11 protein-coding genes are annotated in these 12,482 nt (G+C 60.9%); 3 read left to right on the top strand and 8 right to left on the bottom strand.

Annotation, left to right across the window (positions count from 1 at the left end; all coding sequences use genetic code 11):
• Window positions 1–61: 61 nt before the first annotated feature.
• Together tus and D781_RS11370 are read right to left on the bottom strand one after the other, a co-directional pair.
• On the bottom strand, window positions 62–1,000 hold the full coding sequence (gene tus, locus D781_RS11375; protein ID WP_015672475.1) for a DNA replication terminus site-binding protein: 939 nt from the start codon (window positions 998–1,000) through the stop codon (window positions 62–64).
• A 149-nt stretch (window positions 1,001–1,149) separates the two neighbouring features.
• Window positions 1,150–2,436 carry an MFS transporter gene (locus tag D781_RS11370; RefSeq protein ID WP_199557160.1) on the bottom strand — a complete coding sequence of 429 codons (1,287 nt, stop codon included), beginning with the start codon at window positions 2,434–2,436 and terminating at the stop codon, window positions 1,150–1,152.
• Window positions 2,437–2,562: 126 nt separating this feature from the next.
• On the opposite strand from D781_RS11370, the gene D781_RS11365 reads away from it, so the two are divergent.
• From D781_RS11365 to bioD, 3 genes are all read left to right on the top strand, one after another.
• A complete protein-coding gene (locus D781_RS11365; protein ID WP_015672473.1) occupies window positions 2,563–3,471 on the top strand; it encodes a LysR family transcriptional regulator in 909 nt (302 codons plus the stop codon).
• A 150-nt stretch (window positions 3,472–3,621) separates the two neighbouring features.
• Entirely contained in the window at window positions 3,622–4,839 is a 1,218-nt protein-coding gene (locus D781_RS11360) for an ROK family transcriptional regulator (protein WP_015672472.1), read from the top strand.
• A gap of 174 nt (window positions 4,840–5,013) precedes the next feature.
• On the top strand, window positions 5,014–5,685 hold the full coding sequence (gene bioD, locus D781_RS11355; RefSeq protein ID WP_015672471.1) for a dethiobiotin synthase: 672 nt from the start codon (window positions 5,014–5,016) through the stop codon (window positions 5,683–5,685).
• On the opposite strand, the gene clcB is transcribed toward bioD, so the two are convergent.
• The 6 genes from clcB to D781_RS11325 form a co-directional block, all read right to left on the bottom strand.
• Window positions 5,682–6,962: a voltage-gated ClC-type chloride channel ClcB gene (gene clcB / locus D781_RS11350; protein WP_015672470.1), complete on the bottom strand. Its 1,281-nt coding sequence runs from the start codon at window positions 6,960–6,962 to the stop codon at window positions 5,682–5,684. The genes bioD and clcB overlap by 4 nt on opposite strands.
• Window positions 6,963–7,079: 117 nt before the next feature.
• Window positions 7,080–8,450: a cytochrome-c peroxidase gene (locus D781_RS11345; protein ID WP_015672469.1), complete on the bottom strand. Its 1,371-nt coding sequence runs from the start codon at window positions 8,448–8,450 to the stop codon at window positions 7,080–7,082.
• 206 nt (window positions 8,451–8,656) lie between these two features.
• Window positions 8,657–9,796: an osmoprotectant ABC transporter ATP-binding protein OsmV gene (osmV, locus tag D781_RS11340; RefSeq protein ID WP_015672468.1), complete on the bottom strand. Its 1,140-nt coding sequence runs from the start codon at window positions 9,794–9,796 to the stop codon at window positions 8,657–8,659.
• A complete protein-coding gene (gene osmW / locus D781_RS11335; RefSeq protein ID WP_015672467.1) occupies window positions 9,796–10,443 on the bottom strand; it encodes an osmoprotectant ABC transporter permease OsmW in 648 nt (215 codons plus the stop codon). Before osmW ends, osmV begins: the two co-directional genes overlap by 1 nt.
• A 9-nt stretch (window positions 10,444–10,452) precedes the next feature.
• Window positions 10,453–11,352 carry a glycine betaine ABC transporter substrate-binding protein gene (locus D781_RS11330; protein ID WP_015672466.1) on the bottom strand — a complete coding sequence of 300 codons (900 nt, stop codon included), beginning with the start codon at window positions 11,350–11,352 and terminating at the stop codon, window positions 10,453–10,455.
• Between the two features lie 11 nt (window positions 11,353–11,363).
• Entirely contained in the window at window positions 11,364–12,080 is a 717-nt protein-coding gene (locus tag D781_RS11325) for an ABC transporter permease (RefSeq protein ID WP_015672465.1), read from the bottom strand.
• Between the last annotated feature and the right edge of the window lie 402 nt (window positions 12,081–12,482).

Here is a 12,482-nt window from a genome sequence, read left to right as displayed (position 1 = left end):
CGCATTGTATTGAGGGCTGAGTCGATGCGCTGTAGCCGCCATACAAACGCGGCTTACGCCCTCAACGCGTAGGCGCATCGGTATACAGATGCAGACGCTTGACCACCAGCCGCAGCGGTTTGGCCTGCGGTTTGTGCTTATGCTTCACCGCGTTGGCGTCATAGTTGAGCAGCTCGCCGATTTTCGGCACCGCGGCGCCGCGCTCCTGCTGACACAGCGCCAGCAGCGGCAGCGGGCAGGGGTGTTGCACCTGTTTTTGCTGCTGCTGATACCATACCCGGGCGATGGGCTGCACCTTGACCGGGCGCTTGATCTTCAGCGTCGCCTGCTGCGGCAGACGGCTGACATCATCAATTTCCCGCTCGACCAGCTCCGCCCACTGTTGGCGGTTATACGGCGGCACCGCACGTCCGGCCTTCAGGCTCTTTTCCAACTGCTGCAGCACGTCGTCGCGCTTAACCTTCTTGATAATATGCTTATTGGCCCAGCCGAACCGCACCGAGTCGGGGTTGGTGAGCAGGGTGAGGGTGCGGTAGGCGCTGAGGGTGATCAGCCCGTGCAGATGGGTATGGACGAAGTCGAAGCGCTGTTCCGGCGCCAGGCCGGACTCGACGGTGATGATATGCTCCAGTTCTCCCTTCAGGCGGTTGATCAGCGCGACCTGCTGCTGCAGGGCGCTATACTGTGCCGGTTCCGTCGCCAGGCAGAGCACGCCGGGCAGTCGCACCGCCGCCTTGCTGCTGACGTGCTGTTTATGGTGATGAATAAACAGCCGCTGATAGTGCTCCAGCGCCAGGTCGCGCGCCGCCTGGCCGAGATGCTGCTCAACGGCGATCTGCTCGATGGCCTGATGCTCTTTGCCTTTTTCAATCTCCGGCAGGCTGAACACCCGCGCGGCCAGCAGGCGCAGCGGCATTATCTGCTGGTGGAGTTCCGCCAGCGCCGCTTCCAGCTGGTTAAAGCACTGGTTCATACGGCCAATCAGATCGTAGTTACCCATCACCGCCTCCCATTTTAGTTACAACATACATTGTAGGGCAGGCCAACCGAGGGGGCAACCTCAGCAAAGGTAAATAGGGGAGATAACGGTGTAGTCCAGGCCGGACAGGGCAGACAGGCGCGGCGAGGGCCGCGCCCGCAGCGGCAGGGTTAAACGCGCGCAGCCTCCGGCAGTTTGCGCAGGTAGTGCACCACCAACAGCGACAGCAGCAGCATCACGCCGATAAAGGCCACGACGCCGCTCCAGCCGAAACTGTGCCAGAACACGCCGCCGAGCGTACCGGCGACGCTGGAGCCGGCGTAATAGCTGAACAGATACAACGAGGAGGCCTGGCCTTTGGCGCGGCGTGCGCGGCGGCCGATCCAGCTGCTGGCCACCGAGTGGGCGGCAAAGAAACCGGCGGTAAACAGCATCATCCCGACGAAAATGACCGTCACCGGCGCCAGCGCGGTCAGCAGAATGCCGCTCAGCATAATCAGAATCGAGCCCAGCAGCACCGGCCCGCGGCCAAAGCGCGCCGTCATCGCGCCGGCCTTCGGCGAACTGTAAGAACCGGTGAGATACACCACCGACAGCAGACCGACAATCGCCTGGCTCAGGTGGTAAGGGTTCGCCAACAGCCGATAGCCGATGTAGTTGAACAGGGTGACAAAGCTGCCCATCAGCAGAAAACCTTCAGCAAACAGCAGCGGCAGCCCTTTATCATGCCAGTGCAGTTTGAAGTTGATCATCAGCGTGCGCGGGCGCAGCGAGCTGGCGCGGAAGTGTTTGGAAGCCGGCAGAATACGCCAGAACACAAAGGCCGCGATCAGCGCGAACAGGCCAATCACCGCCAGCGACACGCGCCAGGAGAAGAAGTCGGTCAGAACGCCGGTCACCAAACGGCCGCTCATGCCGCCGATGGAGTTGCCGCTGATATACAGCCCCATGGAGAACGCCACAAAGCTGGGGTGGATCTCTTCACTCAGGTAGGTCATGCCTACCGCCGCCAGCCCGCTCAGCGACAGCCCGATCAGCGCGCGCATCAGTAAAATACCATGCCAGCTGGTCATCACCGCGCAGATCAGCGTACACACCGCCGCCAGCAGCAGCGCCACCACCATTACCGATTTACGGCCGATGGCGTCGGAAAGCGGGCCGGTAAACATCAGGCCGATTGCTAGCAGGCCGGTGGAGAAGGAGAGCGACAGGCTGCTTTCCGCCGGGGAGATGCCGAAGTCCTGCGACAGTACCGGCAGAATCGGCTGTACGCAGTACAGCAGCGCGAAGGTGGCCAGCCCGGCGGAAAACAGCGCCAGCGTCACGCGCATAAACTGCGGCGTACCGCGTTCAATATAAGGGAGTTTGTTCAACGAAGAGCGTTGGGTTTTTGGCGCAGCGGCCGCCGTTTCGTCATTGGCGGCCCGCGTCGACGGCGTCTTGGCCGCAGAACGCATTGGGGAGTTCACACAGGTTCCTTACCGGACTTCGGAAATACACAGCGATGGTTACTGCATAAAATCATAGGGAGCGGCGATTTTTTTGTCTAATATATTAATAATTAATATTGAGACGTTTTAGATATGAATATTGAACTGCGCCACCTGCGCTACTTTATCGCCGTTGCGGAAGAGCTGCACTTTGGCCGCGCCGCCCAGCGGCTGCGGATCTCACAGCCGCCGCTCAGCCAGCAGATTCAGGCGCTGGAAGAGATGGTCGGCGCGCGGCTGCTGGCGCGTAACAACCGCAACGTCAGCCTGACGCAGGCCGGCGAGATGTTTCTGAAAGAGGCCTGGCAGGTGATCGACCAGGTGAACCGCGCGGCGGAAAAGGCGGCGCGGCTTGAGCGTGGCGAATCGGGGGAACTGACCATCGGCTTTACCTCGTCGGCGCCGTTTATCGGCGCGGTGTCGCGTAATCTGCGCGCGTTCCGCCAAAGCCATCCCGACGTGCATATCAAAATGCGCGAAATCAACACCAAACAGCAGCTGGAACCGTTACTGAACGGCGAACTGGATCTGGGGGTGATGCGTAACACCCGGCTGCCGGAAGCCTTACAGCACACGCTGCTGCTGCGCGAGCCGATGCTGGCGGTGGTGCCGGAAGGGCATCCATTGGCGCATCTGGCGCCGGACGCGCTGCGCTTTCACCATCTGGCGCAGGAGCCGTTTGTGTTTTTCTCGCGTGAGGTCGGCACCGCGCTGTACGATGAGACACTGCTGCTGCTGGAAAACGCCGGCATCACGCCGTATATCACGCAGGAAGTGGGCGAGGCGATGACCATTATCGGCCTGGTGTCCGCCGGGCTGGGGGTCTCCATCCTGCCGGCCTCGTTTGGCCGGGTGAAGCTCGACGGGGTAAAATACCTGCCGCTGGCGGAACCGCAGGCGCAAACCGAAGTCTGGCTGGTGCACCATCGCCAGCGGCCGTTGACCGCCGCCGCCCGCACGCTAATGCAAATGATGCTGACCGGATCCGCAGCGGCGGTTTAAGCGGCGAAATTGCGCTGAACCGCACGGAAATAAACAGGAATTTGTGCTGCTAATCACATAACGAATCAAATAGTTGACGCTTTATTATAAAAGCTCCACCATACCCTTTAGTCTTTATTTAGCAGCGCGAAAAATAGTAGGAGCCGGTTTGTGATAGCGGACGCTCAGCCTGGGCATATTGATCAAATCAAACAAACAAATGCAGGGGCAGTGTACCGACTGATCGATCAGCACGGGCCGATTTCGCGGATTGAACTGTCAAAGCGCGCCCAGCTGGCGCCGGCCAGCATCACCAAAATCGTGCGCGAGCTGTTGGAAGCGCATCTGGTCAGAGAAACCGAATATCAGGAAATTGGCAGCCGCGGCCGTCCGGCGGTCGGACTGGTGCTGGACACCGAGGCCTGGCACTACCTGTCGGCGCGCATCAGCCGTGGCGGCATCACGCTGGCGCTGCGCGATCTCAGCAGCAAAATGGTGGTGGAAGAGCAGCTGCCGCTGCCGGCAGAGCATGACGAACCGCTACTGACGCGCATTCTGACGGAAGTGGACCAGTTTTTCAGCCGCCATCAGCGCCGTCTGGAGCGGCTGACGGCGATTGCCATCACGCTGCCGGGCATGATTGACGCCGCCAACGGCATCGTTCACCGCATGCCGTTTTATACGGTGGAGGATATGCCGCTGGGGCCGGCGCTGTCTTCACGCACCGGCCTGCCGGTGTTCCTGCAGCATGACATCGGCGCCTGGACCATGGCCGAGGCGCTGTACGGCGCTTCGCGCGGCTGTCAGAACGTCATTCAGGTGGTGATCGACCATAACGTCGGCGCGGGGGTGATTACCGGCGGACGGGTGCTGCACACCGGCAGCCAACGGGTGGTGGAGATTGGTCATACCCAGGTCGATCCCTACGGCAAGCGCTGTTACTGCGGCAACCACGGCTGCCTGGAAACGGTGGCCAGTACGGAAAGCATGTTGGAAATGGCCCAGCAGCGCCTGCAGGTCTCGCTGAATTCCACGCTGCACGGCCAGCCGCTGACGGTGGAAGCCTTGTGTGACGCCGCGCTGACCGGCGATCAGCTGGCAAAAGACATTATTTTAAGCGTCGGACACAGCGTCGGGCGCATTTTAGCGATTATGGTCAATCTGTTTAATCCGGAAAAGATCCTGATCGGCTCGCCGCTCAACCGCGCGGCGGAAATACTGCATCCCGCCATCGTCTCCTGCATTCAGCAGCAATCCTTACCAATCTACAGCCAGGCGCTGCAGGTGGAATCCACGCAGTTTTTTAACCAGGGCACCATGCCCGGCGCCGCGCTGGTGAAAGAGGCGCTGTATAATGGTTCGCTGCTGGTGAAACTCTTGCAGGGCTAACGCTTTGACCGCGGTTTTACCGGCTTGCATCAGAACTTGTTATTGTTTAACGACAAAATATTGAGCTATCTCAAGCTGCCCGCATGTTGTATCCCCTAGAATTTCACCGTTCTACCTTCCGCCGCCGTGGTGGCATTTCTTTTGGTTAACGGAGCATTCCGGGGCATTTTATTCATGTTAAAGCGTTTATTTGTTACAGGTACGGATACCTCAGTGGGTAAAACGGTGATTTCCCGTGCTTTACTGCAGGCTTTCGCCGCGCAGGGGCGCAGCGCCGTAGGCTATAAGCCTATTGCGGCAGGGTGTCAGGAAACCAGCGAGGGCATTCGCAATAAAGACGCTTTGGTGCTGCAGGCTTCTTCCTGCGTGCCGCTGAGCTATGAGGAAATCAACCCGATTACCTGCCTGGATGAGGTCTTTCATGCCCACGCCAGCGACGGCGTCAACTACGCGATGATGAGTCGCGGCCTGACGCAGGTTGCGGAAAAGGCCGAGGTGGTGGTGGTTGAAGGCAGCGGCGGTTGGCAGGTGTTGATGAGCGATCTGCGTCCGTATGCCGACTGGGTGGCGCAGGAACAGCTGCCGGTGGTGTTGGTGGTGGGCATCAAGGAGGGCTGCGTCAGCCATGCGCTGCTGACCGCGCAGGCGATTGCCCACGCCGGTCTGCCGCTGCTGGGTTGGGTTGCCAACCGTATCAACCCGGGGCTGGCGCACTATGCGGAAACCATCGATGCTCTACAGCAGCGGATCGCCGCGCCGCTGCTGGGGGAAATTCCCTACCTGCCGCGCGCGGAGCAGCGCGATTTGGCCCATTATCTGGACATCAGCACGCTGCTTGAGCGCTAAGCGTTGTGGTAGACCGAGACCGGGCGCAGCCCGCGGGAGATGGTGGTGGCGATCACGCAGGCCAGCAGGATGCCGGGCAGCAGGGTGTATTCACCGGTCATCTCAAACACCATCAGCGCCGCCATAATCGGCGCATGGGTGGTGGCCGCCAGCAGGGTCGCCATGCCGGTCAGCGCCATCAGCAGTGGGATGGCGCTGCCCAGCTCCGGCCACAGGGCGCACAGCTGGCCGACCAGTGAGCCGAGCGCCGCGCCGACGAACAGCGTCGGCGTAAATACGCCGCCGGGTGCGCCGGAGCCGCTGCTGGCCAACACCGCCAGTAATTTGCAGATCAGAATCGCGCCGACCAGCAGCACGCCCGGCGGCGCGCTAAGCAGCGCCTGTACCACGCTATAGCCATTCCCCCATACCTCAGGAAACAGCAGCGACAGCAGCCCGACGATCAGTCCGCCCAGCGCCAGCTGCAGCGGCGGCGGCAGGCGTAACGAGCGGAAGGCGTAGCCGGTGGCGGACATGGCCGACAGAAACAGCGGCCCGCAGATGCCGGCCAGCACGCCAAGCAGCGCCATCAGCAGATATTGCAGCGGCAAAGGGGCCGGCAGCGGTTCGACGATATACAGCGGCGCCTGGCCGCCGCTCAGCAGGTTAGTCACCAGCAGGGCGCTGACGGCGGCGATCACCACCGGCCCCAGCGACGCCAGCATCAGCGTGCCGAACAGAATTTCCGCAATAAACAGGCTGCCCGCCAGCGGGGCGTGGTAGGCGCTGGCCATACCGGCGGCGGCGCCGCAGGCCACCCACAGTTTCCACTCGCTTTCGCGGGTAAAGCGCTGGGCGAACACCGACGCGATCAGCGCCGCCAGCAGGATCATCGCCCCCTCGCGGCCGATGGCGCTGCCGCTGGATACCACCAGCAGCGAGGCCAGACACTTCACCAGGCTGGCCTTAACGTCCAGCCGGCCGTCGCCGGTTTCAATCGCTTCCATATAGTCGGTCGGCGCGGCGGGGTGCTGATGCTGATAGCGCTGATAGATCCACAGCAATAAACCGGCCGCCAGTCCGCCCAGCGCCGGCGTCAGTACGCGCCGCCAGGCGGGCAGCGCGGCGGCGGCGGCCACCAGGCTGCCGTCTTCATGGTCGAGCAGCAGCCACTCCAGCCCCAGCATGGCGCGGTGAAACAGCCAGACCACCAGGGCGGCGGCAATACCGAGGAAGACCGCAATGAACAGGCGGCGCAGCAGGGCGCGGTAGTGGCGCAGATGAACCAGTCTTTTCATGCGTCCGTCAAAATAAAATCGTCAATAAAATGAATGAGGCAGGAGGGCATTGTGCTTGTCTGACGGCGGGAAAACCAGCGAATCTTTGCAGATCCGCTGGTGAGGCGACATTCGTGCTTAGTTCGCCGGCGGGGCCGACGGCTGATATTTGCCGGTCATGCCGTCCAGCAGCGCGACCAGGTCGTCGACGTCGCTGTCAGGCAGCGTTACGCCGACCTGGTACTTCAGCATATCCTTCACCGCCTGGTGCAGGCTGGTGACGCTGCCGTCGTGGAAGTACGGGGCGGTCAGCGCGACGTTGCGCAGGGTCGGCGTCTTGAAGCGGTGGCGATCGGCTTCATTTTTAGTGACGTTGTAACGACCGTTGTCGGCCTCGGTCAGGTTGCCGCGGTCGGCGAAGTAGTCGGCTTTCAGGCCCATCACTTCATACGACTGGCCACCGAGGTTCTCGCCGGTATGACAGGTGCCGCACTTGTTGTCGCGGAACAGCTGATAACCGCGCTTTTGCTGGGCGGTCAGCGCGCTGTCGTCGCCTTTCAGGTAGCGGTCGAACGGGCTGTCCGGCGTCAGCAGCGTTTTTTCAAACTCGGCTATGGCGTCGGTAATGTTATCGCCGGAGAAACCGTCGGCGTAAACGCGTTGGAAATCCGCCTTCAGGCGCGCGTCCTGGTCCAGCTTGCCAATAATCTGCTCCCAGGAGGTGGAGGCCATCTCAATCGGGTTGAGCGGCGGTCCGCCGGCCTGCTGCTGTAAATCCGCGGCGCGGCCGTCCCAGAACTGAGAGAAGTTCAGCGCGGCGTTAAACACCGTCGGCGCGTTGATCGGGCCGTGCTGATCGTTGACCCCGAGCGAGGTGACGCGGCCGTCAACGCCGCCGGCGCCCAGTTGGTGACAGTGGGCGCAGGAGATGCTGTTATCGGCGGACAGACGCGGGTCGTGGAACAGGCGGAAGCCCAGCGCTACCTTTTGCGCGTCGGTCGGCAGCGATTCCGGCAGCGGCTGCAGCGCCTGACCGCGCAGCGCTTCCGGCGTGCCCGGACGCGTATAGAAGCGTTCACGCTGGGCGCGGATCCAGTTCAGCAGGGTCTGCCGGTCGGCATCGCCCAGCTCACCGGACCAGTGCACCGCTTTATAACGCAGCGGCGGCATTTCGCCGCTTTGCAGCACCGCTTCCATTTTCGCCAGGTCCACTTCCGGCACCGCACCGTCCTGGCGCAGCGCGTTCAGGGTCGGGTTCAGGTCGAAATGACGCGAACCGGTTTTGATATCGTACTGCATCAGCTGCTTGGCCACCGGCAGGCTGGCGTAGAAGGGCAGTTCGGCGGATTGGGTGTGGCAGTAATCGCAGCCGTGTTTGGTGAGAATGGTGTTGATGTCACTATCGGCAGTTGCCGGCTGACGCTGCTGATCGTAGTGATAGATATAACCGACGATGCCAAGATACCCCGCGATCGCCAGGATCGCACACCCCAAAATAATTTTCTTCATCTTGCTCTCGCTCCATTGAGTTTGCTTACAGTGATTGCCGCGCCTGCCAACGGGAAGGCGAAAAAAACGGCAGTCTGGATTGTCGGAGGACGGGCGCGGATGATACTTGATTGATATCAAGCAATTATACAGTAATCGGCTATCGCTGAGATAGGTTTTGGCAATGGTTCAGGGATACGGCGGCCGAAGCCGCCAAATTTCAGAATTTACTGAGTATTCAAGGCTCTACGGGTGCGGCCGGAACTCAGATAATCAGCGATGTAATCTTGCGAAATTTCCCCGCTGTAGCGGCCGTCTTCATCGACGATCGGCATCCATGAGGTGTTGTGCTCATACAGCTTCGACAGCACCACGCGCAGGTTCTCTTCGGCTTTGCCGTGCACGCGGAAGTGGTGAATGGCGTCGGCGCAGACGCCCTCTGCGCCGCGCGCCTCGCGGCGTTTGACGTAGCCCAGCGGCTTGCCGTCGTCGTCCACCACGGTCACCGAACGCGCATCGTTATCATCCATCAGGGCAAACGCGTCGGCCAGCGAGGTGGATTTACGCACCGTCACGGTGGGCTGCTGGTCGGTGACGTCGCCGGCCTGCACCAGCAGCAGACGCTTCAGCGTGCGGTCCTGGCCGACGAACGAGGCGACAAACTCATTGGCCGGGCGCGCCAGCAGCTCGTCCGCGCTGGCGTTCTGCACGATTTTACCCTGGCGGAACACGGCGATGCGGTCGCCCAGTTTCAGCGCCTCATCAATGTCGTGGCTGACCAACATCACGGTTTTTTTCAGCTGGCGCTGCATGTCGAGAAACTCATTCTGGATAGTTTCGCGGTTAATCGGGTCGACGGCGCCGAACGGTTCATCCATCAGCAGCACCGGCGGATCGGCCGCCAGCGCGCGGATCACCCCGATACGCTGCTGCTGGCCGCCGGACATCTCTTTCGGGTAGCGGCTAAGAAAACGCTTCGGATCCAGCGCCACCATGCTCATCAGCTCTTCGGCGCGCGCGCGGCAGCGCTGTTTGTCCCAGCCCAGCATGCGCGGCACCACGGTGATGTTCTCCTCAATGGTCATATTGGGGAACAGGCCGATTTGCTGGATCACATAGCCGATATTGCGTCGCAGGGTAACGGTGTCCAGCCCCTCGGTGTCTTCGCCGTTAATCAGGATTTTACCGCTGGTCGGCATAATCAGGTGGTTGATCATCTTCAGCGTGGTGGTTTTGCCGCAGCCGGAAGGGCCGAGCAGCACGCAGATTTCGCCGGCCGGCACTTCCAGATTGACGTTATCGACGGCGTTGAACGCTTTACCGTTCTTCTGCACGAACTGTTTGGTCAGGTTTTCTAATTTAATCATCAGCGGATCCCCTTGGGCGTGAGGGCAATTTGTAAGCGGTGCAGCAGCCAGTCAAGCACGATCGCCAGCAGGCTGATCATGACGGCGCCGGTAATCAGTTGGCGGATATCGCTGCCGCTGATGCCGTTAAGCAGCAGCAGACCGAGGCCGCCGGCGCCGATAACGGCGGCAATGGCCATCACGCCGATATTCATCACCACGGCGGTGCGGATACCGCCGAAAATCACCGGCAGCGCCACCGGAATTTCCACCCAGCGCAGCCGCTGCCAGAAGGTCATGCCGATGCCCTGGCCGGCCTCACGCAGGCCGCCGGGCAGGTTGTCCAGCGCGGTGTGGGTGTTGCGCACGATCGGCAGCAGCGAATAGAGGAACACTGCGGTGATTGCCGGCAGATAGCCGATACCGTGACCGATCAGCGAAAACAGCGGAATCATCAGGCCGAACAGCGCAATGGACGGAATGGTCAGCACGATGGTGGCCAGGCTGAGGATCGGCGTCGCCAGCCACTTATAGCGCACGATCAGCACGCCGAGCGGGACGCCGATCAGGATGGCCAGGCCGACGGCCAGCCCGACCAGCATCATATGTTCCAGCGTCAGACCGGCGATGTAGCCCCAGTTCTGCCATACATAGATTAAGGTTTGCATCATCTCTCCTTAAATCAGGCCCCGCTGCTGCAGGAACTCGCGGGCGACCTGCTGCGGCGTCTGATAGTCGATATCAACCTTGGCGTTCAGGCTGGTGATCACCGGGTTGGTCAGCTGCTGCGACAGGGTGTTGAGCGCTTTTTCCAGCCCCGGGGTGTTTTTCAGCACGTCGGCGCGCACCACCGGGGTGACCGCGTAGCTGGGGAAGTAGCCCTTGTCGTCGTCCAGCACCTGCAGATCGAAGCCCTGCACCCGGCCGTCGGTGGTGTAGATCAGGCCGGCGTCGACAAAGCCGTCGCGGATGGCGTTATACACCAGCCCCGGATCCATCTGACGGATCTGCGGGCGGTCGAGCGGCATGTTATACAGCGCCTGCAGCGGCTTCAGGCCGTCGGAACGCCCGGCAAACTCCAGGTCCAGTCCGAGCAGCCAGTTATGATCGGGGTCATCCCGCCGCACCTGCTCGATTTTGGCCACCAGCTGCGACATGGTATGGATATTTTCCTTTTCGGCGCGTTTACGCTGCATGGCGAAGGCGTAGGTGTTGTTCATATCCGCCGGCTGCAGCCAGACCAGGCCGAGTTTGGCGTCGAGCTTTTTCACCGTGTCGTAGGTCTGCTGCGGTGTCATGCGCTCCTTGATATGGTTAAAGATAATCAGCGAGGTGCCGGTGTACTCCCAGGTCATATCGATCTGCTTATTGATCATCGCGTTGCGGGTGATGGTCGTAGCGAGGTTGGTTTTCGGCTCCACCTGGAAGCCTTTTGCACGCAGGTACTGCACCGTGATTTCCGACAGAATGCGCTGTTCGGTAAAGTTTTTGCTGGCCAGCACCAGCGGGGCGGTCCAACCGGCGCCGCTCAACAGCAGCAGCGTGCCGAGCAGCGCCGCTTTTAGCCAAGGGGTCATGGTGTTCTCCTTCAGGATGCGGTGTGCGGACTGAGCCAGCGGCCCAGTCCGGCCAGCGCCAGATCGAGCAGCAGCGCAATCAGCGCGGTGGCGGCGGCGCCAAGGATCAGGGTCGGGAAATCGTTGAGATAGATACCCGGGAAGATCAGTTCGCCGTAGCTGCTGGCGCCGATCAGGAAGGCCAGCGGCGCGGTGCCGACGTTAATCGCCATCGCAATGCGGATACCGGCCATGATCACCGGTAGCGCGTTGGGCAGCTCAACCCGGCGCAGGCGCTGGGCGGTCGTCATGCCGATGCCGTTAGCCGCTTCCAGCAGCGGCGCCGGCACGGAAATCAGCCCGGAATAGGTATTGCGCACGATGGGCAGCAGCGACGCCAGAAACAGCGCTACCACCGCCGGCTTGTCGCCGATGCCGATGATCACCATCGCCAGCGCCAGCACCGCCAGCGGCGGCAGGGTGTTGCCGACGTTGAAAATCTGCATCACGTATTCAGCCCAGCGGCGGGCGAAGGGGCGGCTGAGCACAATGCCACTGGGAATGCCGACCAGCAGCGCCAGCAGCATGGAGCAGAACACCAGGAACATATGCTGCTCGCCGAGATAGATCAGATCGACCTGACGCGCTTTTATCGTCTGCCAGCCGATGCCGTAGATCAGCAGGGCGATCACGGCCAGCAGCAGCAGGCTGCCAAGAACAAAGCGCCGTTGGTGCGCTGAGGTAGTCATGTGGTGCGTCCTCCGTAGTGCGTAACGCCGGTAATAGGGCGCAGTGACGCGCGAGTGCGACCCACACGACGGTGGGGGCCAAACGGGCGTATCGCATTAAAAATGGTGTTATTGGGCAGAAGGCGGCCTCGTCCATGCATTACGCAGAGTGCTGTCCCAATAAGGCTTTAAAATCAATTGCTAATACTGATTTTAAACATTACGAAAGTTGCCGAAACGCACGGCGTCCGGCTGATTCAAGGTATAACATCCTGTTGTTTTGCTTGACAAGTTTTGCCAGCGAAATCAGGCGATTGAATTTAACAATTTTTTTACCTTAGCCCGCATGACAGCTAGCCGCAGGCGTTAATGAAAAAAATTACCCCGATTTATGTTACGCTGTCACAAACTGTCCAATTGATG

Origin of the sequence: Serratia sp. FGI94, assembly GCF_000330865.1 — a bacterium.
Taxonomy (GTDB): Bacteria; Pseudomonadota; Gammaproteobacteria; order Enterobacterales; family Enterobacteriaceae; genus Serratia_B; species Serratia_B rubidaea.
The sequence above is the reverse complement of the archived record's forward strand: the minus strand, read 5'-3'. Positions and strand labels throughout refer to the sequence as shown.

Excerpts from the sequence above, each read along its gene's own strand:
- clcB (WP_015672470.1), bottom strand. The coding sequence starts at position 6,962 with ATGAAAAGACTGGTTCATCTGCGCCACTACCGCGCCCTGCTGCGCCGC.
- osmV (WP_015672468.1), bottom strand. The coding sequence starts at position 9,796 with ATGATTAAATTAGAAAACCTGACCAAACAGTTCGTGCAGAAGAACGGT.
- D781_RS11365 (WP_015672473.1), top strand. The coding sequence starts at position 2,563 with ATGAATATTGAACTGCGCCACCTGCGCTACTTTATCGCCGTTGCGGAA.
- bioD (WP_015672471.1), top strand. The coding sequence starts at position 5,014 with ATGTTAAAGCGTTTATTTGTTACAGGTACGGATACCTCAGTGGGTAAA.
- D781_RS11325 (WP_015672465.1), bottom strand. The coding sequence starts at position 12,080 with ATGACTACCTCAGCGCACCAACGGCGCTTTGTTCTTGGCAGCCTGCTG.
- tus (WP_015672475.1), bottom strand. The coding sequence starts at position 1,000 with ATGGGTAACTACGATCTGATTGGCCGTATGAACCAGTGCTTTAACCAG.
- D781_RS11370 (WP_199557160.1), bottom strand. The coding sequence starts at position 2,436 with ATGCGTTCTGCGGCCAAGACGCCGTCGACGCGGGCCGCCAATGACGAA.
- D781_RS11330 (WP_015672466.1), bottom strand. The coding sequence starts at position 11,352 with ATGACCCCTTGGCTAAAAGCGGCGCTGCTCGGCACGCTGCTGCTGTTG.
- osmW (WP_015672467.1), bottom strand. The coding sequence starts at position 10,443 with ATGCAAACCTTAATCTATGTATGGCAGAACTGGGGCTACATCGCCGGT.
- D781_RS11345 (WP_015672469.1), bottom strand. The coding sequence starts at position 8,450 with ATGAAGAAAATTATTTTGGGGTGTGCGATCCTGGCGATCGCGGGGTAT.